Annotated in this window: 26 protein-coding genes; 7 read left to right on the forward strand and 19 right to left on the reverse strand. The window is 59.4% G+C overall.

Features of this window, described 5'->3' with window-relative positions; translation table 11 throughout:
- Nucleotides 1–39: 39 nt before the first annotated feature.
- The 8 genes from AC3I0A_RS02845 to cbiE all read right to left on the reverse strand — a co-directional run bounded on the left by AC3I0A_RS02845 (nt 40) and on the right by cbiE (nt 5,341).
- On the reverse strand, nt 40–387 hold the full coding sequence (locus tag AC3I0A_RS02845; RefSeq protein ID WP_489378390.1) for a DUF2946 domain-containing protein: 348 nt from the start codon (nt 385–387) through the stop codon (nt 40–42).
- 111 nt (nt 388–498) lie between these two features.
- Nucleotides 499–993: a copper chaperone PCu(A)C gene (locus AC3I0A_RS02850; RefSeq protein WP_489376145.1), complete on the reverse strand. Its 495-nt coding sequence runs from the start codon at nt 991–993 to the stop codon at nt 499–501.
- 48 nt (nt 994–1,041) lie between these two features.
- Entirely contained in the window at nt 1,042–1,443 is a 402-nt protein-coding gene (locus tag AC3I0A_RS02855) for a DUF2946 domain-containing protein (protein WP_489376146.1), read from the reverse strand.
- A 97-nt stretch (nt 1,444–1,540) separates the two neighbouring features.
- Entirely contained in the window at nt 1,541–1,831 is a 291-nt protein-coding gene (locus AC3I0A_RS02860; RefSeq protein WP_489376147.1) for an addiction module antidote protein, read from the reverse strand.
- Nucleotides 1,832–1,835: 4 nt separating this feature from the next.
- The gene (locus AC3I0A_RS02865; RefSeq protein ID WP_489376148.1) at nt 1,836–2,138 is read right to left on the reverse strand and encodes a type II toxin-antitoxin system RelE/ParE family toxin; all 303 of its coding nucleotides are present in this window, start codon (nt 2,136–2,138) and stop codon (nt 1,836–1,838) included.
- A gap of 176 nt (nt 2,139–2,314) precedes the next feature.
- Nucleotides 2,315–3,043 (reverse strand): cobalt-precorrin-6A reductase, encoded by a 729-nt coding sequence (locus AC3I0A_RS02870; protein WP_489376150.1) that lies wholly within the window; start codon nt 3,041–3,043, stop codon nt 2,315–2,317.
- Nucleotides 3,040–4,137: a cobalt-precorrin-5B (C(1))-methyltransferase gene (locus tag AC3I0A_RS02875; RefSeq protein WP_489376151.1), complete on the reverse strand. Its 1,098-nt coding sequence runs from the start codon at nt 4,135–4,137 to the stop codon at nt 3,040–3,042. Before AC3I0A_RS02875 ends, AC3I0A_RS02870 begins: the two co-directional genes overlap by 4 nt.
- Nucleotides 4,130–5,341: a precorrin-6y C5,15-methyltransferase (decarboxylating) subunit CbiE gene (cbiE, locus tag AC3I0A_RS02880; RefSeq protein ID WP_489376152.1), complete on the reverse strand. Its 1,212-nt coding sequence runs from the start codon at nt 5,339–5,341 to the stop codon at nt 4,130–4,132. Before cbiE ends, AC3I0A_RS02875 begins: the two co-directional genes overlap by 8 nt.
- A gap of 366 nt (nt 5,342–5,707) precedes the next feature.
- On the opposite strand from cbiE, the gene AC3I0A_RS02885 reads away from it, so the two are divergent.
- The 7 genes from AC3I0A_RS02885 (at nt 5,708) to AC3I0A_RS02915 (ending at nt 12,795) form a co-directional block, all read left to right on the forward strand.
- Nucleotides 5,708–6,496: a hypothetical protein gene (locus AC3I0A_RS02885; RefSeq protein ID WP_489376154.1), complete on the forward strand. Its 789-nt coding sequence runs from the start codon at nt 5,708–5,710 to the stop codon at nt 6,494–6,496.
- Between the two features lie 189 nt (nt 6,497–6,685).
- On the forward strand, nt 6,686–7,990 hold the full coding sequence (gene cobG, locus AC3I0A_RS02890; RefSeq protein WP_489378392.1) for a precorrin-3B synthase: 1,305 nt from the start codon (nt 6,686–6,688) through the stop codon (nt 7,988–7,990).
- On the forward strand, nt 7,983–8,609 hold the full coding sequence (locus AC3I0A_RS02895; protein ID WP_489376155.1) for a precorrin-8X methylmutase: 627 nt from the start codon (nt 7,983–7,985) through the stop codon (nt 8,607–8,609). Before cobG ends, AC3I0A_RS02895 begins: the two co-directional genes overlap by 8 nt.
- A complete protein-coding gene (locus AC3I0A_RS02900; RefSeq protein ID WP_489378393.1) occupies nt 8,609–9,340 on the forward strand; it encodes a precorrin-2 C(20)-methyltransferase in 732 nt (243 codons plus the stop codon). The genes AC3I0A_RS02895 and AC3I0A_RS02900 overlap by 1 nt, the downstream gene beginning before the upstream one ends.
- The gene (gene cobJ, locus AC3I0A_RS02905; RefSeq protein WP_489376156.1) at nt 9,340–11,046 is read left to right on the forward strand and encodes a precorrin-3B C(17)-methyltransferase; all 1,707 of its coding nucleotides are present in this window, start codon (nt 9,340–9,342) and stop codon (nt 11,044–11,046) included. Before AC3I0A_RS02900 ends, cobJ begins: the two co-directional genes overlap by 1 nt.
- A 209-nt stretch (nt 11,047–11,255) precedes the next feature.
- Nucleotides 11,256–12,026, forward strand: a complete 771-nt coding sequence (locus AC3I0A_RS02910) for a hypothetical protein (protein ID WP_489376157.1) — start codon at nt 11,256–11,258, stop codon at nt 12,024–12,026.
- Between the two features lie 67 nt (nt 12,027–12,093).
- Nucleotides 12,094–12,795: a hypothetical protein gene (locus AC3I0A_RS02915; RefSeq protein ID WP_489376159.1), complete on the forward strand. Its 702-nt coding sequence runs from the start codon at nt 12,094–12,096 to the stop codon at nt 12,793–12,795.
- A 30-nt stretch (nt 12,796–12,825) separates the two neighbouring features.
- Here AC3I0A_RS02915 and AC3I0A_RS02920 read toward each other — a convergent pair whose 3' ends face one another.
- From AC3I0A_RS02920 to aroQ, 11 genes are all read right to left on the reverse strand, one after another.
- Nucleotides 12,826–13,422 (reverse strand): MarC family protein, encoded by a 597-nt coding sequence (locus AC3I0A_RS02920; protein ID WP_489376160.1) that lies wholly within the window; start codon nt 13,420–13,422, stop codon nt 12,826–12,828.
- 63 nt (nt 13,423–13,485) lie between these two features.
- The gene (locus AC3I0A_RS02925; protein ID WP_489376162.1) at nt 13,486–16,263 is read right to left on the reverse strand and encodes a hybrid sensor histidine kinase/response regulator; all 2,778 of its coding nucleotides are present in this window, start codon (nt 16,261–16,263) and stop codon (nt 13,486–13,488) included.
- A 99-nt stretch (nt 16,264–16,362) separates the two neighbouring features.
- Nucleotides 16,363–17,658: a phosphoribosylamine--glycine ligase gene (gene purD, locus AC3I0A_RS02930; protein ID WP_489376163.1), complete on the reverse strand. Its 1,296-nt coding sequence runs from the start codon at nt 17,656–17,658 to the stop codon at nt 16,363–16,365.
- Nucleotides 17,659–17,826: 168 nt separating this feature from the next.
- The gene (purH, locus tag AC3I0A_RS02935) at nt 17,827–19,434 is read right to left on the reverse strand and encodes a bifunctional phosphoribosylaminoimidazolecarboxamide formyltransferase/IMP cyclohydrolase (RefSeq protein WP_489376165.1); all 1,608 of its coding nucleotides are present in this window, start codon (nt 19,432–19,434) and stop codon (nt 17,827–17,829) included.
- 81 nt (nt 19,435–19,515) lie between these two features.
- A complete protein-coding gene (gene fis / locus AC3I0A_RS02940; RefSeq protein ID WP_489376167.1) occupies nt 19,516–19,836 on the reverse strand; it encodes a DNA-binding transcriptional regulator Fis in 321 nt (106 codons plus the stop codon).
- Entirely contained in the window at nt 19,833–20,846 is a 1,014-nt protein-coding gene (gene dusB, locus AC3I0A_RS02945) for a tRNA dihydrouridine synthase DusB (RefSeq protein WP_489376168.1), read from the reverse strand. The genes fis and dusB overlap by 4 nt, the downstream gene beginning before the upstream one ends.
- 194 nt (nt 20,847–21,040) lie before the next feature.
- Nucleotides 21,041–22,291, reverse strand: a complete 1,251-nt coding sequence (locus AC3I0A_RS02950; RefSeq protein WP_489376170.1) for a DUF3426 domain-containing protein — start codon at nt 22,289–22,291, stop codon at nt 21,041–21,043.
- A 30-nt stretch (nt 22,292–22,321) separates the two neighbouring features.
- Nucleotides 22,322–23,200: a 50S ribosomal protein L11 methyltransferase gene (gene prmA, locus AC3I0A_RS02955; RefSeq protein WP_489376171.1), complete on the reverse strand. Its 879-nt coding sequence runs from the start codon at nt 23,198–23,200 to the stop codon at nt 22,322–22,324.
- 245 nt (nt 23,201–23,445) lie between these two features.
- Entirely contained in the window at nt 23,446–24,807 is a 1,362-nt protein-coding gene (gene accC / locus AC3I0A_RS02960; RefSeq protein WP_489376172.1) for an acetyl-CoA carboxylase biotin carboxylase subunit, read from the reverse strand.
- 17 nt (nt 24,808–24,824) lie between these two features.
- Nucleotides 24,825–25,286 (reverse strand): acetyl-CoA carboxylase biotin carboxyl carrier protein, encoded by a 462-nt coding sequence (gene accB, locus AC3I0A_RS02965; RefSeq protein WP_489376173.1) that lies wholly within the window; start codon nt 25,284–25,286, stop codon nt 24,825–24,827.
- Nucleotides 25,287–25,310: 24 nt separating this feature from the next.
- Entirely contained in the window at nt 25,311–25,766 is a 456-nt protein-coding gene (gene aroQ, locus AC3I0A_RS02970) for a type II 3-dehydroquinate dehydratase (protein WP_419119014.1), read from the reverse strand.
- Nucleotides 25,767–25,874 lie beyond the last annotated feature (108 nt).

Here is a 25,874-nt window from a genome sequence, read left to right on the forward strand (position 1 = left end):
CTTTTCTACAGTCGGCCGGGCGATGTGAGGTGTGGGTGCTTACGTGACGATGGGCGGGGCGCGGGTGCGGGCACCGGGGAAGACTGCTTGCCGGGCATGACCCAGGTGCGGGGAAGGGCTGCAAAAGCTCGTCGACGGCGGTGTGTCGAATGCCGAGAACGACAGGCTACCGGGCAGCGCCGGGCAGTTGAACAGCAGGCTGCAATACCCGCACTTTTCCCAGAGCATTTGCTGCTTGGCGGGAGCCTTGACGGGTTTGGAATCGTGTTGCGCAGTGTCGTGGCAGCCGGGCTCGTCCATGCGCATGTTCATCGACATGTTCATTGGCATGGCGTGATCCATCGGCATCGCTTGGGAAATCAGCGGACCGATAAAGATCATCAGCATGGCGAACAGGCTGATCCAGCTACCGCGCTTGACCCTCAACAAATCATGACGTGGCGCTGATCGCCTGCCGCTTGGCGAGCGCAGGGCGTTCACAGGTGTTGTGGTCTGTGATTACTGGGCGTGCATGTGCTTTTCAGTGCCTGCTGGCGCTTGCTTCTGCACGGCGACCTCAACTGTTACATCGCCGGACTTCTCGAAATGCAGGGTCAGCGGGAAGCGTTTTCCGTCACTCAGAAGGCTACGGTCTTTGAGTTCCAGCAGCATCACGTGGTACGCCATCGGAGCAAAAGTAATGTCGCCACCGGCAGGAATTTCCACACTGGGTACTTGCTGCATTTTCATCAGATCGCCTTGCCTTACATGCTCGTGCAACTCGGCCTTGCCGGAAATCGGTGAGGCCACGCTGAGCAGGCGGTCGGCGGTTTTGCCGTTGTTGTGAATGACGAAATAGGCCGCGACGGTCGGGGCATTAGGTGGCAGTTCCTGTGACCACGGATGAGCGATGTGTAACTCGCCGGCAGTGTATTCGTGAGCATTGGCAAAGCAGGCAGGCAACAGCAGCGCGGCGAGAAGCAGTGATTGCTTCACTAGGGATTGTTTCAACATGGCAGTTCTCCAGAACGATTGAAAACGCAGATCAGTTGCGAGAAGCAATCAGCTCAGAGGGGAAGCGCGGGGATTGAGGCTCGGCCATTGCTGGCGCGGCGTGGGCTTTTCAAGGGAGTGCGCTGGCAGGCTTTGGGTGGATTCAAAGTGCGCGAAATACAACTGCGGCACATGCCCGGGCAGCGCCACCAATGGTGCAGAACCCGAACAGCACCAGCAATGCTGCATGTTGGAGTGATCGTCGTTTTGCGGAGCTTTTTGCTCAAGCGTGCCCAACGAAGTCGCCATCAGTTTGCTGCCGTTCGAGGAGCAGAAACTGCCCCACAACAACTGCTCGGCAGGCGACTGATTCGCCGCCTGGGCCATCGTCCCGGAAATCGGCATGGCGAGCATGTTGAACAGCACTGCGAAGCAGGCGATCCAGGCAAATGCAAGCCGTTGTCGGGACATCGGTCAGATCCGTTGAGGTGGACGATCAAGCGGGGTATTTAGCCTGATCAAGGGCGATAAGTAAAAAGACCGCGTGCGGTTTGGTGTCGCAGCGCACTTAGGCCGCAGTGGCGTGCAGTTTCAGGCCGAGGGCTTTCATGACCTTCATGATAGTCGCGAACTCAGGATTGCCGTTGCTACCCAGAGCTTTGTACAAGCTTTCACGGCCGAGGCCTGCGTCGCGTGCAACCTGAGTCATGCCTTGAGCTCGGGCTATATCGTTGAGTGCTGCTCGTACAAGTACGCCGTCGCCTGCGTCTTCGTCGAAACAGGCATCAAGGTACGCCGCCATATCTTCGGGTGTCTTGAGATATTCGGCGGCATCGAAGCGGGTAAATTGTTCTGTCATGTTTTTACTCCTCACTTCCGAGGTTTTGCGCCATTTGCTTAGCGCGTTTGATGTCTCGCTGTTGAGTCGATTTATCGCCTCCGGTGAGTAGCAGATAGATCACTGCGCCTTTACGCGTGAAATAGATCCGATACCCGGGACCATAATGAACTCGCATTTCCGAGACCCCTTCTCCCACGGGTTCACAATCACCAAAGTTTCCCAGTTCCGCGGCTCTAAGTCTTGCCAGGACACGGACTTTGCCGATTTTGTCTTTCAAGGCCGTAAGCCAGTTAGCGAACTCAATGGATTGTTCAAAATCGATCATCTTGAAGCGTATTCCTTGGGATACGATTTGGCAAGCTGTCGACGCTGTGCGGAGGAGCGGCGATGTCGGCAGGAGGAGTGGGGCGAGGAAATATAGGGCAGTGGCTTTTGGCTGAGCCAGTCAGGTCTTTCGTATTGTGCTGTGTGTAAAGTCGCCAGCGTACGCAAGGCCGTGAATCAAATCAGCCCTTGTCGCTCCAGAGCTTCCAATACCTCATCCACCGTCCCAAACTCCCGCTCAACCCCCGCCAGCTCCGGCCGCTTCAAGATCAACACCGGGACCCCACGTACCCGCGCCACTTCAAGCTTGGGCTCGGTCGCACTGCTACCACTATTTTTGCTGATCAGCACATCAATCTGCCGCCGCTCGAACAGCTCCCGCTCATCGTCCAGCAGAAACGGCCCACGGGCGCCGATCACTTCGCAACGCGAATTGCCGGGATAGCTGTCGAGCGCGCGCAAGGTCCAGAACTGCCCTTGCGGGATTTCATCCAGATGTTGCAGCGGCTCACGACCAAGGGTGAATAGCGGGCGTTTGAAGGTTTTGAGCGCTTCAACCAGTTCGGCCCAGTCGCTGACTTCCTGCCAGTCATCCCCCGCTTGTGCTTGCCACGCCGGTCGCCGCAGCGCCCAGCAGGGTATGCCGCGCAATTGCGCCGCGGTGGCAGCGTTCTGGCTGATTTGCGCGGCGTAGGGGTGAGTGGCGTCCAGCAGCAAATCGATGCCTTCGTCCTGGATAAACTGCGCCAGGCCTGCCGCGCCGCCATAACCGCCAACCCGGACCTGACAGGACAAGTCCGTTGGCACCCGACCGACACCCGCCAGGCTGTAGATATGTTGCGGGCCGAGGGTGCGGGCAATCGCCAAGGCTTCGGTAACGCCGCCGAGCAGCAGTAAACGTTTCACTGAAAACCTCCGGCATGGCCGACGATGCCACCCTGACGGTCGATGGCGAATACCTCGACCTGAACCTGCGCCGGCACCACGCTGCGGGCGAAGTCCAGGGCGTGTTGGCAGACTGCATCGCCGAGGGCGACTCCGACAGCGCTGGCCATGGCCAAGGCTTGTTGACTGGTATTGGCTCCACGAATGGCTTGCTGCAAAGCGTCATCGGCGCCGGCGTCCGCTGCCCATTGCGCCAGTTGCGGCAGGTCGATGCTCGAATGACGGCTGTGCAGGTCCATATGTCCGGCGGCGAGTTTGCTGATCTTGCCGAAGCCGCCGCAAATGCTGAGTTTATCCACAGGCACTTTGCGCAGGTGCTTGAGCACCGCGCCGACGAAGTCGCCCATTTCGATCAGGGCGATTTCCGGCAGGTCGTAGACGCGGCGCATGGTGTCTTCGCTGGCGTTGCCGGTGCAGGCGGCGATGTGCAGGTAGCCGTTGGTTTTGGCGACATCGATGCCCTGGTGGATCGAGGCGATATAGGCCGCGCAGGAAAACGGCCGGACTATGCCGCTGGTACCCAGAATCGACAAACCACCGAGGATGCCCAGCCGTGGATTCATGGTTTTCAGTGCCAGGGCTTCGCCGCCCTCGACGTTGACCGTGACCTCAAAGCCGCCGTCGTAATTGCGCTCTTGCGCCAGTTGCAGCAGGTGATCGGTGATCATCTTGCGCGGCACCGGGTTGATCGCCGGTTCGCCAACACCCAGCACCAATCCCGGCCGAGTGACCGTGCCGACACCCAAGCCTGCGCTGAAACGTATCCCCGGTTCGGCATTCAGGCGCACATGGGAATACAGCAGCGCGCCGTGGGTGACGTCCGGATCATCGCCGGCATCCTTGATCGTTCCGGCTTCGGCGCCACCCTCGGCCAGACGGCAAAACTCCAGGCGCATCTGCACGTTCTTGCCTTTAGGCAGGACGATGTCCACCGCGTCATGACTCACCCCGCTGAGCAACAAGCGCGCGGCAGCAAGGCTGGTGGCAGTCGCACAGCTACCGGTGGTCAGGCCGCTGCGCAGTGGGGCAGGTTGTTCGGCGGTTTCGTCACGCATCGAAGGGCTTCGTCACTTCTAATAGCGTAATCGGCAACGCCTGGCGCCAGGTATCGAAATCCCCCAAGGGCTGCGCCTGAGCGATATGAATGCGCGTCAGCTCCCCGCCATGCTGTTCGCGCCAGGCCATCAGGGTCATTTCACTTTGCAGCGTGACCGCGTTGGCGATCAATCTGCCGCCGGGCTTGAGTTCGGCCCAGCAAGTGTCGAGTACGCCCAAGCGGGTTACCCCGCCACCGATGAAAATCGCATCCGGGCGTTCGAGTCCGTCCAGGGCTTGCGGCGCACTGCCGCGAATCAGTTGCAGGCCGGGCACACCGAGGGTGTCGCGGTTGTGCTCGATCAACGCCTGCCGCCCTTCATCAGCCTCGATGGCCAGCGCCCTGCAACTCGGATGGGCACGCATCCATTCGATGCTGATCGAACCGCTGCCGGCGCCGACGTCCCACAAGAGTTCGCCGGGGACCGGGGCCAGGCGGGCCAGGGTGATCGCGCGCACGTCGCGTTTGGTCAGTTGGCCGTCGTGCTTGAAGGCCGAGTCCGGCAGGCCGGCCAGTCGCGACAGGCGCGGCGTATCGGGTTCGGCGATGCATTCGATGGCGATCAGGTTCAGATCGGCGATGGTCGGCTCGCTCCAGTCGTTGGCAATGCCTTCGACGCGTCGTTCAGCAGGGCCACCCAAATGCTCCAGCACCGTGATCCGGCTTGGCCCGAAGCCCCGCTCACGCAACAGTGTGGCGATGGTGGCTGGGCTTTGGCCGTCATTACTCAGGACCAGTAAACGAACGCCGCTGAACCATTGCGCGTTAAGAGCGGCAATGGGGCGGGCGACCACCGACAGCGTCACTACGTCCTGCAACGGCCAGCCCATCCGCGCCGCAGCGAGGGAGCAAGAGGAGGGCGCCGGGAGAATCAACATTTCATTGCCAGGAACTTGCCGAGCCAGGCTGGCGCCGACGCCGAACAACATTGGATCGCCACTGGCCAGTACGCAGACTTGCTCTCCGCGTCGATCCAGCACTGGCGTAAGTGAAAATGGGCTGGGCCACAATTGGCGCTCCCCGCGAATGCATACAGGCAGTAAATCCAGCTGGCGCTGACTACCGAAGATGCGTGAAGCGCCCAGCAGAGCGCGTCGGGCGTTCTTGCCCAGGCCTTTGAAGCCGTCTTCACCGATGCCTGTTACTGTCAGCCAGGGCGTCATGCCTGCTCCTCGGAAAAATACTGCACAACTGCGTCGGTTGTTATCAGTTGGAATCAATCAGGGATGATACCTCGCTTGAGGTGTTTTTTCGTGTGCCATGCGTTGGAGAAACAGAATTCCGTCAGCCCGCTTTTTCGCAAGAGGTTTGTTGTGCTTTAAATTTTTACGGCCTGCCGAATGGATCGCTGGTTATTTGACTTGAGCCATAAAATATTCTGTTTTGATTGAATGTGACGGGATTGATCTGATTGCTTGAAATTTCCCTTGTATCCGTTATTTGTATGTTGCTGGGCAAGGGCAGTTGTTTGCTTGTCCGGGTTTTTACTGAGTGTTTATTGTGGGTTGGCCATTTAAAAGGAAGTTGATATGTTTGAAATAACCAAGGATTCTGCGAGTCTTGAAGAGCGATTGGACTTTCTCCAGCTAGAGCGTCCTTCACCGGGACAGCCAGTCTTTCAGACTACACCGAAGCGCTCCCCTGAGATCAGTTCGAACCAGGCCGGCTCTGTTTCCAGTAATGGACGAGCAACGGTCGCGGGAAGTACGCTGGCTACTTTTACCGGGGATGTTTCTGCGCAAGATCAGCAGGCAGTACTGGATTGCACGCTGTACCTGGAGCAATACACCGATACCGTCTACGATCGGAAAACCCAGTGGTATGAGTGGCTGCAGCACTATACGTTGGGGTTATGGCAGCTCGGATGGCGGCATGAACGCCCGGTCATGCTGGAGTCGCTCAAGACAACGCTCTATGAGCCGATCTGCGATGTTGTTCTGGAAAAACTAAAACCCGTCGTCACACCCTCTTTGTATGATGTGACTTCCCGTGCGTTCCTGGCATTGAAAGAGAATCTGGAGGCGTCCCAGACGCTGAGTTTGAAAAGTTCGCGGGAGAAGGGGCGGGACCTTCAAGTTATGCCTTGCAACTATGATCGCCAGGGTAACTTGACGATCGCCTTCCATCATTTGTGGTTTGCCTATGCCAAAACCACAGAACAGTTTCTCTTTTTGCGATGGGAGAATCACGATGTCACGCTGGTCATGCATTACGGTGTGTTTACCCTCGATCGCAAGCGCTTTTGCGAACTCGCTGAGGCGATGCGTAATAAGATCACCGAGCGAAGCATGAGTTATCTGGTGAATATGAAGCTGTGACCCTTCCATAAATATTGTCGAATCAGTGCACACGAGTGCCGGTGCAAAGGTCTCGCGCGGCATTGATCCGGCACCTTGTCAGGCAGCTTTTCATCCCCCGGCTCAAAGCAGGCATAATACGGCGCCTTCCATAGGGAAGTGCTTCACCACGGGCGCATTTTGAAAACACCAGCTGCGGTACATTCTTCCATTTCGACGCTGCGTCCCTCGGCTTGCCCGGGGTTGCTGCGTATCGTCCAGGCCCTGGATGGCGGGATCTGTCGGATCAAATTGAATGGCGGTTCGATCAGTGCGGCTCAGGCCGAAGCGGTGGCCGATGCGGCTGAGCGCTTCGCCGGGGGGGTGATCGAGGCAACCAACCGTGCCAACCTGCAGATACGCGGGATAGGTGATGGGCAACGGGCATTGATCGACAGCCTGCTCGCCGCAGGCCTGGGCCCACGCACTGCGGCGGGCGACGATGTGCGTAACCTGATGCTCAGCCCGACTGCCGGGATTGATCGGCAGATGTTGTTCGACACGCGTCCGTTGGCCGAGCAATTGCTTGTGACTTTGCAAAGTCACCCTCATTTCCACGACCTCAGCCCCAAGTTTGCGGTGCAACTCGATGGTGGCGAGGCGTTGGCGATGCTCGAACATGCTCATGATCTGTGGTTGAGCGCCGTTGAACGAGACGGCGAGGAATGGCTGGCCTTCGGTCTGGCCGGATGCCCGACGCAGGCTCCGGCCGGCGTGGTGCGCCGGGAGGACGGCCACACGTTGGTGGTCGCGGTGCTTGAGTTGTTTCTCGAGCTGGCGCGTCCCGAACAGACGCGTATGCGTCATTTGCTGGCTGAATACCCGGTCGCCGGGTTCCTCGCTCGACTGGCCGAACGCCTGTCATTGAAATCCATCGGTGATTGGCAGCGCTCATCGAGCCCGGACGTTCTGCATATCGGCGCTAATCCGCAGGCGCAAGCCGATCGTTTCTACGTCGGTGCCGTGCCGCCTCTGGGGCGTCTCGATCCCTCCATGCTCAGGGGCGCGGCGCAACTGGCCGTTGAGTTCGGCGACAGCTGCCTGCGGTTCACCCCATGGCAAAGTCTGTTGTTGCCCAATGTTCGCCAAGAGGATGTGCCTGAGGTCATCCAGCGCCTGGAAGAGCTGGGCCTGCTGTGCAAAGCCGATCAGCCGTTATCACGGTTGATCGCCTGCACTGGCTCCAGCGGCTGCGCAAAAGGCCTGGCCGAGACCAAGGGCGATGCCCTGCAACTGGCCGCGCTGCTGCAACGTCATGGTCATGTTCTGAACGTGCATCTATCCGGCTGCCAGCGTTCCTGCGCCGCCGCCCATGTGGCGCCGGTTACTTTGCTGGCAGTCGCCCCCGGTCACTACGACCTCTATTTCTTCGATGCGGGGCAGCCGGGTTTCGGCGCCCTGCACGCACGCAACCTTACTATTGAAGCGGTCGACGCCTTGCTCGACGTCCGCTCACGGAGCCCCCTTGATGCTTGATTACATCCGCGACGGTCAGGAGATCTATCGCAACTCCTTCGCGATCATTCGCGCCGAGGCCAACCTCGAGCGAATCCCGGCCGATCTGGAAAAACTCGCGGTCCGGGTGATTCACGCCTGTGGCATGGTCGATGCGATTGACGGTCTGCAGTTCTCCGAAGGCGCGGGCAAGGCCGGGCGCGATGCGCTGGCTGCTGGTGCGCCGATTCTGTGTGACGCGCGAATGGTTTCCGAAGGCGTGACCCGCGCTCGTTTGCCAGCGAACAACGAGGTCATCTGCACCCTGCGCGATGACAGCGTTCCTGATCTGGCCCGGGAGTTGGGCAACACCCGTTCCGCCGCGGCGCTGGAACTGTGGCGCCCGCATCTGGAAGGCAGCGTGGTGGTGATCGGCAACGCGCCGACCGCGCTGTTTTATCTGCTGGAAATGCTCGACGCCGGCGCCCCGAAACCGGCGCTGATCCTCGGCTTCCCGGTGGGCTTTGTCGGCGCCGCCGAATCCAAGGCGATGCTTGCGGCCGACAGTCGCGGCGTGCCCTTCGTCATCATGCAAGGCCGGCTGGGCGGTAGCGCCATGGCCGCCGCCGCCGTCAATGCCCTCGCCACGGAGATCGAATGATGCAGCAACCTGGACGTTTGATCGGCCTTGGCGTCGGCCCTGGTGATCCGGAACTGATTACCGTCAAGGCCCTGCGCCTGCTACGCGAATCGCCGGTGGTGGCGTACTTCGTCGCCAAGGGCAAAAAGGGCAATGCCTTCGGCATCATCGAGGCGCATTTACAGGATGCCCAAAACCTGCTGCCGCTGGTGTATCCGGTGACTACTGAAGCGTTGCCCGCGCCGTTGTCCTACGAGCAAGTGATCAGCGATTTCTATGACACCGCCAGTGCACAGCTTGCGGCGCATCTGGACGCCGGTCGCGACGTGGCGGTGATCTGCGAAGGCGACCCGTTCTTCTACGGCTCCTACATGTACCTGCATGACCGCCTGGCCGGCCGTTATGAAGCCGAAGTGGTGCCAGGTGTGTGCTCGATGCTCGGTGGTGCTTCGGTACTGGGTGCGCCGCTGGTGTATCGCAATCAGAGCCTGTCGGTGCTGTCTGGTGTGCTGCCTCACGACGACCTCAAGCGCCGTCTGGCCGATGCTGATGCGGCGGTCATCATGAAACTGGGGCGCAACTTCCCCAAGGTCCGGCAAGTGCTGGAAGAGCTCGGTCTGGCTGAGCGTGCGCTGTACGTCGAGCGCGCGACCATGGCCAATCAGAAGATTGTTCCGCTGGGTGAAGTCGAGCCGATGTCGTCGCCGTACTTCTCGCTGATTATCGTCCCCGGCGAACGGTGGCAAGGTTGATGGCCCGTCCTGCTCCGGCCATTGTCGTTCTGGGCAACGGCAGCCTCGCTACGGCGCGCAGGATCCAGCAGCGCTATCCAGAGGCCTTGATTCACGGCCTGGCCGAACGGGTTGAAGGCGCCGACCGCACGTATCACGAGTTCGGTGCGACCCTGCGTGAGTTCTATCAGCAGGACACGCCGATCATTGCTCTGTGTGCGGCCGGTATCGTCATCCGCACCCTGGCGCCGTTGTTGCTGGAGAAAGGCGCCGAGCCGCCGGTATTGGCCGTGGCCGAGGACGGCAGCGCCGTGGTGCCGCTGCTCGGTGGCTTGGGCGGGGTGAATGTTTTAGCGCGGGAAATCGCTGCCGCCCTGGACGTCGCGGCGGCCATCACTACCAGCGGCGAACTGCGTTTCGGCACCTGTCTGCTCAACCCGCCCAGCGGCTATACCCTTGGCGATCTGGAACTGGGCAAACGCTTTGTCAGCGATTTGCTCGCGGGCGAGTCGGTGCGTATCGAAGGTCCGGCGCCCTGGCTGGCCGAGGCGCAATTGCCGGAAGATCGACAGGCGCGATTGACGATTCATGTCGGTCATATCGAGCGCCAGCCAAGTGCCGACGAGCTAATGATTTATCCACGCAACGTCGTGGTGGCCGTGACGGCGGCAACGCCTGATCTGACTAACGCCATTCGCACAGCTCTGCATGAGGCGAACATTGCGCTGCAATCTCTGGCCTGTTTGTTGGCCGGCGAAAGCGACATGGCCAACGGCGCATTGCGCGAAGCCGCGCTTGAACTGGGTGTGCCGCTGCGTTTCAGCGCCCGGCCCGGCAGTGTGCTCGATCACGCACGGAACGCGGCGCCCTCTGCGTTGAAGGTGATCGAGGCCAATAGCGACCTGGTCATCGTGGTCGCCGCCGAGCCTGTCGATCCGCTGCTGGTCGGCCGTCCTCGCGGGCGTCTGGCGGTGATTGGTCTGGGCCCGGGCGCGGCCGAACTGATGGTGCCGGCGGTCAAGGCCGAACTGGCGAGGGCCAATGACGTGCTGGGTTATGAAACCTACGTGCGCATGGCCGGCCCGTTCCGCGCCGATCAGGTGATGCACTGCACCGACAACCGCGAAGAGATGCAGCGTGCCCGCCACGCTTTCGAACTCGCGGCTCAGGGGCGCTCGGTGGTGGTGGTTTCTTCGGGGGATCCGGGTGTGTTCGCCATGGCTGCCGCGGTGCTGGAGGCTTTGCACGAATCGTCCGATTCAAACTGGCACAACGTCGATCTGGAAATTCTCCCCGGCGTTTCTGCGTCCCTGGCCACTGCCGCTCAGGCCGGCGCACCGCTGGGACATGACTTCTGCGTGATGTCGCTGTCGGACAACCTCAAGCCCTGGGCGATCATCGAGAAGCGTCTCGACCTGGCCTCCCAGGCCGATCTGGCCCTGGCCTTCTACAACCCGATCTCCCGTTCGCGTCCGTGGCAGTTGGGCCGGGCACTGGAGATCGTCGCACAGCACCGCACAGCTGAAACACCTGTGGTGTTGGGTCGTGACATTGGCCGCCCGGGCCAAACCTTGCGTGTCACCACCCTGGGCCAATTGACCCCGGACCAGGTGGACATGCGCACCATGGTGCTGATCGGTTCGTCCACTACCTGCGTGTTCCCTCGTGCCGAGGGTGGTGAGTGGGTGTATACGCCGCGCTGGTACGGCGACAAACCCGCCTCTTGAGTGACTGCGGCCCTTCGGGGCCGTTTTTCATTACCGATGTGTAATTGGCGATGTATAAATGCGCTGCTGTGTTCTTGTTGTTAGTGTTTGGAGGACAGTAACGCTTTGAATGATATGGCTGTTAGTTCGCGTTGACTTCTCCTGGATTGACGGTTAGGTTTTAGTTGCTTACAGGGTGTAAGCTTGAATAACTACAGGATGTAATATAAATGACCGAATTTGATGTTGTGGATGAAGCTTTTAATTATTCGGCGCAAGCCAGGTATTTTGCAGGTGTTGATGATTCAGCACATCAGTGGCGTGCTCCACGTGCCCGCCATTTCGCTACAAAAATTGAGGATGAGTCAGGCGCTCTTTTAGGCTCGACAGTAGTTGCTTATGACGAAGGCGTGAGCGAGGCAGATCGCGAGGCGTTCGACGACACTATTCTTTATGCAGAAATTCGTGCAGACAAACTTTTTCAGCGTGAAACCCAGCGTCGCGAATGGTATGGCGAATATAGCAAGGCACTGACGAACTGCGGCTGGCCTACGCTGAATGACCCCTACAAGGAGTACATCAGTCAAGAGCTGAGCTTCACAATGGATGAAGCAGCATTGAAAATTATCGCGGTTGCGGCCGGTGTCGATAAGTTGAAAATCTTGCCATTGATCTCTGGCGCTTTGGATAAACTGGAAAAGGATGATGGCGCAATCAAACTGATGGAGTTGAAAAGCAAAAAGAACAACGCTGCCAACTTTCAGTTAACGCCGTGCATCGTCTCGGGCGGAAGAGCAACCATGACCGTCTGTGCTATGCAAATGGAGAGCAAGGACGTCATCAATAAGGTGCTCTTTTTCAAGTACAAGGCTGAAGACGTGAAACTGTACAATGCTGCCACGCGACGCACCTTGAATCGACGTGCTTTTAACGTTATCAAGGATGTAATTCAAGCAGCGGTTGACAAGCACAGGCTGGAGTATTTCAAAACAGCTCTGTAATACGAGCGAGAACTTCAAGGTTTGGAGTTCTCACTTTTTTAGGTGTCAACAATATTCAGGTTTGCATATGAACAGTTTTTGCCAGGAGTCATATGTCGATTCCGCTGCAATAAGTGTCTTTTCTGACTCGGTCGAAAGCCAACTAAAGCGCGATATTCTGTATTCGTTGATCGCTTCCCGGATCATGGCGTCGAGCCACGTGAGCGAGAGCTCCGAATGGTATAGCGCTTTGGTTTATTCTCTGACGCGCTGCGCCTGGACGCTCAGGCGGGAGACGCAGCAGTTTTACTCGTTTGAAGCTGGATCCTGCGTCAGCCTCAAGGATATGGTCGCCAAGACAATGTTGGATGAAGCCCTCAAGGCGCAGCTTGAGCTAACGGTCGAAACGCTCGACGCGTTGGCCAGCCCGACTGTTGATTCGGCGGTGCTGGAGCGTTTGCGCGAAACCAGTATTGGCAAGCGTGTCGTTAAAACCTCGGGTGCGGTAGACGAGGCAGTCTTTACAGTGCGTCTGCTGCTGGCGGTGAGCAAGGGGGACTCGAAAATGGAGGTGATCTACCTTGACTTTAAAACGACCGAAAGCGTGGGAGAACGATTTCTGGAGCAGGCGTTTTTGACCGATAAGTTTACTTCGCAGGTATGCGTAAGACGTTGTTCGTTCGAGCAGGCAACCAGGGCGTTTGCAATAACCCGACAGCAAATCGAGGCGTTTGTGCAAGGGCACAAAGAAGAATGGATGGTCGTCTTGCCAGGCCCAGGCCGGGGCTGAGCACTCAGACGGTGCTCAGTCGTCGACCGGTCAGGGCACCAGATACCCTCTAACCCCGGTAAAAATAATCTGCGCCGCCAGCGCACACACGAACAACCCCATCAACCGACTGACAATCTGCAAACCCTGATCGCCAAGAATACGTTCGATGCGGTTCGACAAGTAGAGCACTACGCCGACGGTGAAACTGGCCAGGGCAATGCTGAGGATAGCGGTGAGCTTGTCGTCCCAGTGTGGCTGGCCGACGCCCATCACCAGCAGTGCACCGATGGTGCCGGGGCCGACGGTCAGGGGAATGGTCAGCGGGACGATGGTCACGTCCTGTTGCACGTTATCGGTCTGCACCACCGCCTTGCCTTGAGCCATGCCCAGTGCCGAGATGAACAACACACTCCCGGCGCCGATGCGAAAGGCATCCACGGTGATGCCGAACACGCTGAAAATCACCCGTCCGAACAGGTACAGCAGGACGCTGGAGACCAAGGTGGCGAGGGCGACTTTCCAGGCCAGGCGTCGGCGTTCCTTGCTGGAATAGCCGCGCGTCAGACTGATGAAGCAGGACAGAACGAAGAAGGGGCTATAGAGCACCAGCATCTTCAGGTAAACGCTGAACAGCACGTGGAGCATGGTTGGAGCTCGCAGCGAAGGAGGGCGATGGGGAGTCTATCAGGCGTTGCGCAGTCTGTCGGCTCAGTAGGTTTGAGCCGTTGGCTGATTCTGCAAATCGCGTTGGGCAACCCAATGCTCGATCAACTCGCGCAGTTGCGACAGTTCGACCGGTTTGGCCATGTGCCCGTCCATGCCGGCCTGGCGTGCGCGCTCCTTGTGCTCGGTCAGAATGTGCGCGGTCAGGGCCACCACCGGCGTACGCGAGCGCTGATTGCCGACTTCCCAGGCGCGCAGTTGCTGCGTGGCGGAAAAACCGTCGAGGATTGGCATTTCGCAATCCATCAGTACCAGATCGTAACGTTGGGCTTTCATTGCGCGCAGGGCTTCTTCGCCGTTGCTGGCGGTGTCCGGCTGCAGGTTGAGCTTGCCGAGCATGCCGCGAATGACCTTGGTCGAGATGCTGTTGTCTTCTGCAACGAGGATACGGAAATCGCTTGGCACCTTGACCGGTACCGGCACGCCGGATAACGGGTGATAGGGGACAACAAGGCCCTTGTTACGCTGTGTCAGCTCGTCGGCCAGGGTAGTCTTGAGGGTGTAGCCGGCGACCGGTTTGGCCAGGATGCGTTTGACCCCGGAGTTACGCGCGATGATCTTGCTCGGCGCGTTGCTGATACCGGTGAGCATAATCAGCAGGATATCGTGGTTCAGGCTCGGGTCTTCCTTGATTTTCGCCGCCAGCTGCATGCCGGTCATGCCCGGCATGTTCTGGTCGAGCAGGACCACGTCGAAGTAGTCGCGCAGGTGCGCCTTGGTCCGCAACAGGGCCAGCGCCTCCTTGCCGGAAGGGACCGCGCTGACGTTCATGCCCCAGGCGCTGCATTGCTGCACCAGGACTTTGCGGCAGGTGTCGTTGTCATCCACCACCAACACCCGTGCGCCTTGCAGCGGACCATCAAGGTCGGAGGTCGGGTGTTCGAGGCGTTCCGGGTCCAGAGGCAAGGTCAGCCACAGAGTGCTGCCGCTATTGTTGCCGCTTTTGATCCCGAACTCGCCGTGCATCAGCAGGATCAGCTGGCGGGCGATGACCAGTCCCAGGTTGCCACCCAGACGTGTCGCGGAGAGGAAATTCTTGCTGTGCAGCTCGGCATGCAGCAGGGCATCGCGCTCGCCGGCGTCCATCGGTACGCCGCTGTCTTGTACCGCGATGCGTAGCCGGGGTTTGGCGCTGCGTTCGTCGAGGGCAACGACAATCAGGATTTCGCCCTCGTCGGTTTTCTTCAGCGCGTTTTCCAGCAGGCTCAGTAGCGTCTGGCGCAGGCGCGTGGGGTCGCCGCTGATCACCCGCGGTACTTGCGGCTGAATAAAGCTGATCAGCTCGACGTTTTGCTGCTCGGCCTTGGCGCGAAAAATACTCAGGCAGTCTTCGATCAGGGCATTGAGGTCGAACTGTACATCGTCCAGCTCGATTTGCCCGGACTCGAGCTTGGAGATGTCGAGAATCTCGTTGATCAAGGTGAGCAGTTCGTTGCCGGCACTGTGGATGGTCTGCACGTAGTCTCGTTGTTTGACGGACAGCGGTGTGCCCAGCAGCAGCTCGGTCATGCCCAGCACACCATTCATCGGTGTGCGGATCTCGTGACTGATTTTCGCCAGGAATTCGGCCTTGGCGTTGATCTCGGCATTGCTGGCGGCCAGGTCGCGGCTGATGCTGAAACGGTCTTCGGTGATGCTACGCTGTCGCTCGCCCAGAGCGACGCTCATCAGCAGGCCGCTGATGCAGATGAACCCGAGCAGCGTCATGACCAGACCTTGGGGCGCTACCTGGGTCAGCCCCAAAAGCGCTGGCAGAATGATCAGGGTACCGATGTTGAAAATCACCATGGCTACAACGAACAGGCGTGCCGGGCGGTAGCCTTTCTGCCAGTGATAGGCGCCGACGAACAGCATGCTCAAGCCGGCGAGAGCCACCAGCGCGTAGGTAATGATGTTCAGCGGCAGGGTATCGACAAACAGCAGCAACAGGCTGCACAAGGTGATGAACAGGATGTCGCCCAGCAACAGCCGGTTCAGCGGGTGGGGGCCAAGTGGGGCGAAGAATCGGTAGGCGAACATCAGGCCGCAAGGCGCTGTAAACAGTAGGGCCAGATACGCGCCAGGCGTTTGTAGGGCGTGCCAGTCCGGCAGCCAGGGGCCTGCCAGATTCAGCAGCAGGAGCAGACTGAGTAGCAGCAGGCCTTCGCAGGCGGCAAGCCACACACTGCTTCTGGAACGGGTGTAGGCGTAGCGGGTCAGGTTATGCAGGATCAGCATCGCCAAACAGCCGAACAGCAGACCATAGATCAGCGTCTGGCCTTGATCTGCCGCGCTCATGACCGCCGATTGCAAGGTGATGTAAGGGCGTAGCTGGTGCTCGGAAACCAGCCGCAGATACACATCGAGGGTTTTTTCACTTTGCGGCAGCGGCAACATGAAGTCACTGCTGGGCAGCGGCCTCTCGGCCTGTGGCTGGCCGGTGCCGGTGTTCACTTGCTCGATCAGTTTGTCATCGTCGAGCACGTATAAATTGAGGTGGACCAGATCTGGCGCAAAAATGCGCAACAGTTGTTCGTGTTTGCCTGGCTGGAGTTTGAAACGCAGCCACAAGGCGCCATCAGGCTCGGCAGCCGTCAGCTGGTTCAGTTCGGTGGGGCTGAATTGATTGGTATAGCGGGCAGAGCGGATGTCGCTCAGTTGCAGGTCGGCTTGTTCGTCGAGCAATACCGCCCAGCCACTGCCTTGCGCGGCCTGAACCGGTAGCAAACAGAGCAGAGTCAGCAGGCTGACGGTGAAGCCTATGGCAATCCTGAGCCAGCGCACGGCGAAATCCCTTCGTAGGTTGATGCCAGATTACAACTATGCGCGGGGCTGGAATAGTACGGCAAGGGCCAGAGGCCCCTGCCTAGCCGAATGGATAGCTTATTCCTGATTTTCGCCACGCTCACGGGCAATGGCACGGTAGCCAATGTCCTTACGGTAGAAGCAGCCTTGCCAATCGATTTTAGCCGCCAGTTTGTAAGCTTGCTGTTGAGCTGCATCGACGCTTTGGCCCAGGGCGGTGGCGCAGAGCACTCGACCGCCAGCGGTGACGACCTGACCGTCTTTCAGTGCGGTGCCGGCGTGAAAGACTTTGCCTTCCAGTGTGGCCGCTGCATCCAGACCTTCAATGGCCGCGCCTTTGGCGTAATCACCAGGATAGCCGCCGGCTGCCAGAACGACACCCACACTTGGACGTGGATCCCATTGCGCTTCGACCTTGTCCAGTGCCTGGGCCAGAGCGGCCTCGATCAGCAACACCAGGCTCGATTGCAGACGCAGCATCACCGGTTGGGTTTCCGGATCGCCGAAGCGGCAGTTGAACTCGATGACTTTCGGATTGCCAGCCTTGTCGATCATCAGACCGGCATACAGGAAGCCGGTGTAGACGTTACCTTCCTCGGCCATACCGCGCACGGTCGGCCAGATCACCAGATCCATGACGCGCTGATGCACCTGGGCAGTGACCACCGGAGCAGGGGAGTAGGCACCCATGCCGCCAGTGTTCGGGCCGGTGTCACCGTCGCCGACGCGTTTGTGGTCCTGGCTGGTGGCCATTGGCAGAACGTTCTTGCCGTCGACCATGACGATGAAGCTGGCTTCTTCGCCGTCGAGGAATTCCTCGATCACCACACGCGAGCCGGCTTCGCCGAAAGCATTGCCGGCGAGCATGTCGCGTACGGCGTCTTCGGCTTCGGTCAGGGTCATGGCGACGATCACGCCTTTACCGGCGGCCAGGCCGTCGGCCTTGATCACGATCGGTGCGCCTTTTTCACGCAGATAGGCCAGGGCCGGCTCGATCTCGGTGAAGTTCTGGTAATCGGCAGTCGGAATCTTGTGGCGTGCCAGGAAGTCCTTGGTAAATGCCTTGGAACCTTCCAGCTGAGCGGCGCTCGCGGTCGGGCCGAAGCAATCCAGGCCGCGGGAGCGGAACAGATCGACAACGCCGGCCACCAATGGCACTTCCGGGCCGACGATGGTCAGGGAAACATTTTTCTCGGCAAAATCTGCCAGCTGCTCAAGGGCCAGCACGTCGATAGCGACGTTCTCGCACTTGGCTTCAATGGCGGTGCCGGCGTTGCCCGGGGCAACGAAAACTTTCTGCACGCGCGGATCCTGAGCCACTTTCCAGGCCAGGGCGTGTTCACGGCCACCGCTGCCAATGATCAAAACATTCATTTCAAAAACCTCAGATGACGCTAATTCTGTTGAGCACCACAGAGATGCTTTTCTGTGGGAGCGAGCTTGCTCGCGAAAGCGGTTTGTCAGTCACATCTATACTGGATGTGCCGCCGCCTTCGCGGGCAAGCCCGCTCCCACAGGAGTTCGCCCGCAGAGGGCAACGTATCAGTGACGGAAGTGGCGCATGCCGGTGAATACCATGGCGATGCCAGCTTCATCAGCAGCAGCAATCACTTCGTTGTCACGCATCGAGCCACCTGGCTGGATCACTGCAGTGATGCCGACCTTGGCTGCGTTGTCGATGCCGTCGCGGAACGGGAAGAAAGCATCCGAGGCCATGACCGCGCCCTGAACCTGCAGGCCGGCGTGTTCAGCCTTGATCGCGGCGATGCGTGCGGAGTTCACGCGGCTCATCTGGCCAGCGCCGACACCGATGGTCTGACGATTCTTGGCGTAGACGATAGCGTTGGATTTGACGTACTTGGCGACTTTCCAGGCGAAGATCAGGTCGTTGATTTCCTGTTCGGTCGGTGCGCGTTTGGTCACCACTTTCAGGTCTTCGCTGCCGATCATGCCGATGTCGCGGCTTTGAACCAGCAAGCCGCCGTTGACGCGCTTGTAGTCCCAGGCAGGTGCGCGATCAGCCGACCACTGGCCGCAAGCCAGCAGGCGCACGTTGGCTTTGGCTGCAACAATGGCGCGGGCTTCGTCGGTGACGCTTGGGGCGATGATCACTTCGACGAACTGACGCTCGACGATGGCCTTGGCGGTTTCAGCGTCCAGCTCGCGGTTGAAGGCGATGATGCCGCCGAACGCCGACTCGGTGTCGGTCGCGTAAGCCAGTTCGTAAGCCTGACGGATACCGCCTTCGGCGTCCGGGCTGACCGCAACGCCGCACGGGTTGGCGTGCTTGACGATGACGCAGGCAGGCTTGACGAAACTCTTCACGCATTCCAGCGCAGCGTCGGTGTCGGCCACGTTGTTGAACGACAGCTCTTTGCCTTGCAGTTGGGTCGCGGTGGCGATGCCGACTTCGGCAGGTTTGGCTTCAACGTAGAACGCCGCGCTCTGGTGCGGGTTCTCGCCGTAGCGCATTTCCTGGGCCTTGATGAACTGGCTGTTGAAGGTCCGCGGGAATTCGCTGCGACCTTCTGTGCTGAGGGTTTCAGCCGCCTGGTTCACGGTGCCCATGTAGTTGGCGATCATGCCGTCATAGGCGGCAGTGTGTTCGAAGGCCTTGAGCATCAGGTCGAAACGCTGAGCGTAGGTCAGGCCGCCGGCCTTGAGGCTTTCCAGGACGTTGGCGTAATCGCCGGCATTCACCACGATGGCTACGTCTTTGTGGTTCTTGGCTGCCGAGCGGACCATGGTCGGGCCGCCGATGTCGATGTTCTCGATGGCGGTCGGCAGGTCACAGCCTGGCTTGTTGATGGTGGCTTCGAACGGGTAGAGGTTGACGGCCACCAGGTCGATCGGCTTGATGCCGTGCTCGTTCATGATGGCGTCGTCGATACCGCGACGACCGAGGATCCCGCCATGGATTTTCGGGTGCAGGGTTTTCACCCGTCCGTCCATCATTTCTGCGAAACCGGTGTAGTCCGCGACTTCCACTGCGGCCACGCCATTGTCCTGCAGCAGCTTGAACGTACCGCCGGTGGAGAGGATCTCAACGCCCAGCGCTTCCAGCTCACGGGCGAAGTCGAGGATCCCGGTCTTGTCGGAAACGCTGATCAAAGCGCGGCGGATCGGCAGGCGGGTAGTCTGGTCGGTCATCTCAATTTCCATCAAAAGCAAAGGAGTCAGCAAAAAAGGCGACCGGGGTTACACGGGCGCCTTTCTGGTTTGATTGAATGCTTACAGCAGATCGTACTGCTTGAGCTTCTTGCGCAAGGTGCCCCGGTTCAAACCGAGCAGCTCGCTGGCCTTGGTCTGGTTGCCCTTGACGTAGTTCATCACGCTTTCGAGCAGTGGCGCCTCGACTTCGGAGAGCACCAGGTTGTATACGTCCGTGACGGCAGCGCCCTCAAGGTGGGCGAAATAATTGTGCAGCGCCTTCTCGACACTCCCGCGAAGGGTCTGACCCTCTTCGCTCGGTGTATTGAGGTGCTGTTTCAAATTCACATTGTCGCTCACGGGTGTTGTTCCACTCTCTAAAGTCTCACTCATCATCGTCATGCGGCCACCCCTTCTCCGTCCCCTGTCACCAGGCTCTTGTAACGTTCGGCGAAAAACTCACGAACGTTGGCGCACTGTGCTTCCGTATCATCCAAACGATTGAAGTGGGCGCGAAACTCCCTGGCGCCCGGCAGGGTTGCGAGATACCAGCCCACATGCTTGCGGGCAATGCGTACGCCCATGACATCCCCATAGAAGGCATGCAGCGCGGCCAGATGCTCTAGCAGAATACGTTCCACCTCGAACAGCTCCGGTGCCGGGAGTGTTTCGCCGGTACGCAGAAAGTGCTCGATCTCACGAAAAATCCACGGGCGCCCTTGGGCGGCCCGGCCAATCAACAGCCCATCGGCGCCGGTCGCGTGGAGCACGTACCGGGCCTTCTCGGCCGAATCGATATCGCCGTTGGCGAAGACCGGGATCGACACCGCCTGCTTGATCGCGGCAATGGTGTCGTACTCGGCTTCACCGGTGTACAGATCGGCGCGGGTCCGGCCATGGACCGCCAGCGCCGTGATGCCTGCCTGTTCGGCGATCTTCGCCACCGTCAGGCCGTTCTTGTTCGCCCGGTCCCAGCCGGTGCGTATTTTCAAGGTGACCGGCACATCGACTGCCGCCACGACGGCATGCAGGATCTCGCTCACCAACTCTTCGTCTTTCAGCAACGCGGAACCGGCAGCCTTGTTGCAGACCTTCTTCGCCGGACAACCCATGTTGATATCAATAATCTGTGCGCCCAACTCGACGTTGGCGCGGGCGGCATCCGCCAGCATTTGCGCATCACCGCCGGCGATCTGTACCGAGCGTGGCTCGGGATCACCTTCGTGGATCATGCGCAGACGCGATTTGCGGCTGTTCCACAAACTCATGTCGCTGGTGACCATTTCCGAGACTACAAGGCCTGCGCCCAACCGTTTGCACAGCTGACGAAAGGGCTGGTCAGTGACCCCCGCCATCGGGGCGAGAATCAAGCCGTTGGGCAATGTATATGGACCGATGCGTACCGCCGACATAGGACTTCCCTGTTGTGGGGCCGGATCATTAGAGTTCGAAAAAGGGTTGGCATGATACCCGCTCTCGATGACTGGATAAAGGCTGAATTGGATAAAATCTGAACAGTTATTCTGTTATTGCCAGCAGTTTGGTTCGGCGCAGGAAGTCAGAAAACTGTCATCAATGGGAATCAGCGTCGATTGGCTGAGGCGTTTCACTCGGGGGAATGGAAGCTCAGGCTGTAATTGACCGCTTTTGTGCCGGGATCGAGGATGTCCAGGGCGATATGAATGGGCGTCTGTGATGGCATTTCTGTCAGGCCTTCAAGCTCGCCGCTGAGGTATTCGCCTGGTTTGAAACGCCGGCTGGCAATCAGGTGCCCATTGAGGTCGGCAAAGCGTAACTCCAGCAGCGGGAACGGCTGAGAGAAGGGGGCGCGGTTGTAGATGATTGCATCGACCACCAGTGCACCACTGAAATCCGGATGGCTGCGTACCACCAGATTGCTGCTCTTTATGCGGGCGATATCGACCTTGGACGGCACCGTACAGCCGATTTTCGGGCACAGTTGCTGAAACCATGGCCGGTATTGGTCCTGGCGGGCCAGTTCGTCGAAGTGATAGGCAATGTATTGGCCTGCCAATGCGGCGGCGCCGAGCAGAATCAGTAATCCCCAGAAGAAGCGTCTGCCCCAGGGCGAGCGGCGCTTTTGCCAGTCAAGGTGCACGGGTTCGTCGATCAGATCCTGTAGTACCTCGTCGTGCAAGCCAGGTTCACTGCGGACGCGCGTCTTGCGCAGCGGTTCGGTGGGCTCTGGCAGCTCTTCGTCGGCGTCATCCATCGCGGACAGGCGTTCGTGATGTTCTTGCGCTGGCGGCTGCTGATCCGGGCGTACAGGCGGCGCCTTGAGTTCATCGCCAAAATCGTCCAGATCGAAGGACAGTGAGGGTTCGGTGCGGCTGGGCCTGGCCGGTTCGGCGGGGGGATTCGTCGGCCTGGTGTTTGTGCTGGTTTGAGGCTGGGCGGGCTCAATCACTTCTGTGCGTTCGGCAGCCGATCCACTGAACAGGCTGTCGGGCCACTGTTCTTCCTCGCCGCCGGTCGTATCCCGGCGTGCGCTCAGCGAATCTTCCTTGTGCTTGCGCTCTTGCCCGAACTCCATGGTCGGCTCGATTTCCCGCTGTTCGAGCCTGGCGAGTTCTTCGTCGAGGTCAAGGTTGTCCAGATCGAGTTCGGCGGCCGTCCATTGTTTCTGGCTGATGGCCCGTTGCGGCGGTGGTTCGACCGGAGCTGGCACGTTGGGTGCGACAGCGCCCTTGCGTCGCTCGATCAGCTGCTGTGCGGCGTTGAATACCTGCAGGCATGAGCCGCAACGAACCACTCCGCGGGCCACGCTCAATTGGGCGTGGCTGACGCGAAAGCTGGTTTGGCAATGCGGGCACTGAGTGACGAAACTATCGGTCATGCGGCCATCCGGTTTATGCAGGTGCTCATTCTAGCGCCGACGGCCAGTAATGCGCACCCAACCTTCGCGATTGGCAATCGGGTCCAGATCGAAATCCCGGGCATAGGCCGCTGCGACCTCTTCGCCTTGTTCGGCGAGGATGCCCGACAGCGCCAGGCGACCACCGGGCTTGACCAGGCTGGACAGTTGCGGGGCCAGGGAAACCAGCGGGCCGGCGAGGATATTGGCGACCAATACGTCGGCCTGAACCTGCGGCAAATCCTGCGGCAGATATAGCGGGAACAGTTCGTCGGCAATGTTGTTGCGCCCGGCGTTGTCGCGGGACGCTTCCAGGGCCTGAACGTCGATGTCGGTGCCGACGGCCTCTTTGGCGCCCAGCAGCAGCGCGGCAATAGCCAGAATCCCCGAGCCACAGCCAAAGTCCAGCACGTTGCAGCCCTTCAGGTCCTGGCCGTCGAGCCATTCCAGGCACAGTGCGGTCGTCGGGTGGGTGCCGGTGCCGAAGGCCAGGCCCGGGTCGAGCAGCAGGTTGACCGCATCCGGTTCCGGCGCGGCGTGCCAGCTCGGAACGATCCACAGACGCTGGCCGAAGCGCATTGGCTGGAAGTTATCCATCCAGCTGCGTTCCCAGTCCTGGTCTTCGATGATTTCGCTGTGGTACTCAGGCAGCGGGCTGCCGGTCAGCAATTCCATATGGGCCAGGACGCTGGCGGCTTCGGTGCCGTCTTCGAACAGTGCCAACAGATGGGTATGGGACCACAGCGGGGTAGTGTTCAGTTCCGGCTCAAAGATCGGCTGATCTTCGGCGTCCATGAAGGTCACCGAAACGGCGCCGACCTCAAGGAAAGCGTCTTCGTAGGTTTCGGCTTGTTCTGGGCTGATGGCGAGACGGACTTGCAGCCAAGGCATGGCGGGCACCTTTGAAAAATATTGATTGCAGCCTGGCGGGCTGCGAGAAGCCCGCAAGTTTACGCGAGCGCAGAGCTTTTGTGGGAGCGGGCTTGCTCGCGAAGGCGTCGGCACATCCTACATTGATGTGACTGACAGACCGCTTTCGCGAGCAAGCCCGCTCCCACAGGGGATGTGTATTGCTTAATGAAACCTTCAGAAACAACAAAGCCGCTCGAAAGCGGCCTTGTTGGTCTGGGTCAAGCTTAGTGCTGCTTGGCCAGCTTGTGTTCCAGGTAGTGAATGTTCACGCCACCTTCGCAGAAGCCTTCATCGCGGACCAGGTCGCGGTGCAGCGGGATGTTGGTTTTGATCCCGTCGACAACGATTTCATCCAGCGCATTACGCATGCGTGCCATGGCTTCATCGCGCGTCGCCCCCCAGGTGATCAGCTTGCCGATCAGGGAATCGTAGTTCGATGGCACTTTGTAGCCGCTGTAGAGGTGCGAGTCGACCCGTACACCGTTGCCGCCTGGCGCATGGAAATGCTTGACCATGCCCGGGCACGGGATAAAGGTTTTCGGGTCTTCGGCGTTGATCCGGCATTCCAGAGCGTGGCCGTGGATCTTCACATCGTCCTGGGTGTACGAGAGCTTGTTGCCAGCGGCGATGCTGAGCATCTCCTTGACGATGTCGATCCCGGTGACCATTTCCGATACCGGGTGCTCTACCTGGACTCGAGTGTTCATCTCGATGAAGTAGAAGTGGCCATTCTCGTAAAGGAACTCGAATGTGCCGGCGCCACGGTAGCCGATGTCGATACAGGCTTTCACGCAGCGGGCGAGCACTTCCTGGCGAGCCCTCTCGTCGATGCCCGGTGCCGGCGCTTCTTCGAGAACCTTCTGGTGACGACGTTGCAGCGAGCAATCGCGGTCGCCCAGATGGATGGCGTGGCCCTGGCCATCGGAAAGGACCTGGACTTCCACGTGACGTGGGTTGGTCAGGAATTTTTCCAGATAGACCATTGGGTTGCTGAACCAGGCGCCAGCTTCGGCCCGGGTCTGCTTGGCCGCTTCGATCAGGTCTTCTTCGCGGTGCACTTCGCGCATGCCGCGACCACCGCCGCCGCCAGCGGCTTTGATGATCACCGGATAGCCGACTTCGCGACCGATGCCGATAGCGACTTCCGGGTCTTCCGGCAGCGGGCCGTCGGAACCTGGCACGGTCGGTACGCCGGCGCGCTTCATGGCGTCCTTGGCTGAAACCTTGTCGCCCATCAGGCGAATGGTGTCAGCTGTCGGGCCGATGAAGGCGAAGCCGGATTTTTCGACCTGTTCGGCGAAATCGGCGTTTTCCGCGAGGAAGCCGTAGCCAGGGTGAATCGCCGTGGCGCCAGTGACTTCAGCTGCCGCGATGATTGCCGGGATGTGCAGGTAAGACAGGTTCGCGGGTGCTGGACCGATGCAAACGCTTTCGTCGGCCAGGCCCAAATGCATCAGCTCTTTGTCGGCAGTCGAGTAAACCGCGACAGTCTTGATGCCCATTTCCTTGCACGCGCGCAGGATCCGCAGGGCAATTTCACCGCGGTTGGCGATCAGGACTTTTTCCAGCTTCGCAGGTTTCAACATCGTTGGCTCTCCGCGGTTCAAACGATGGTGAACAGCGGTTGGTCGTACTCAACCGGCTGGCCGTTTTCTACCAGGATGGATTCGATCACACCGCTGGATTCAGCCTGGATGTGGTTCATCATTTTCATCGCTTCGACGATGCAGATGGTGTCGCCTTTTTTCACGCTCTGGCCAACTTCAACGAAAGCCGGCGAAGTCGGTGCCGGGGTGCGGTAGAAGGTACCGACCATTGGCGACATAACCACGGTGCCGTTGAGTTTCGGTGCTGCCGGGGCTTCAACTGCGGCCACTGGTGCAGCAGCGACCGGTGCGGCAACCGGAGCCGGCGCGGCCATCTGTGCTGGCGCGTAAAACTGCTGCGCAGGGGTTTTGCTGTGACGGCTGATCCGTACGGACTCTTCGCCTTCCTTGATCTCGAGCTCGTCGATACCGGATTCTTCCAGCAGTTCGATCAGTTTCTTAACTTTACGGATATCCATGAATCATCAACTCCCAAGGGTCGGTCAGGGGCGTTTAGCTTGTTGTTCAAGCTGTTCCAGGGCGGCCTCCAGGGCCAGTCGATAACCGCTGGCGCCAAGGCCGCAGATCACTCCCACCGCAACATCAGAGAAGTAAGAGTGATGGCGGAAAGGTTCGCGTTTGTGCACGTTAGACAAATGCACTTCGATGAATGGGATGCTCACCGCCAGCAGCGCGTCACGTAATGCGACGCTTGTATGCGTAAAAGCTGCCGGATTGATCAAAATGAAGTCCACACCCTCGCCGCGTGCGGCATGGATGCGGTCGATCAATTCGTACTCGGCGTTGCTTTGCAGGTAAAGCAAATGGTGACCGGCATTGCGGGCCCGCTGTTCCAGATCCTGATTGATCTGAGCCAGCGTTACCGCACCGTAGACACCCGGTTCGCGGGTGCCGAGCAAGTTCAGGTTGGGTCCGTGCAGAACCAGTAGGGTCGCCATCTGCTGCTCCTTGTCATCTCTGTGCAGTTGTCAGAACCCGGCGACTATGCCGCAAAGCCTTTGTGACTGTCCAGTTCTCTGCAATAGCCAGCACGATGCCCGATGTTT

Source organism: Pseudomonas sp. KH_024_B2 (genome assembly GCF_057839965.1).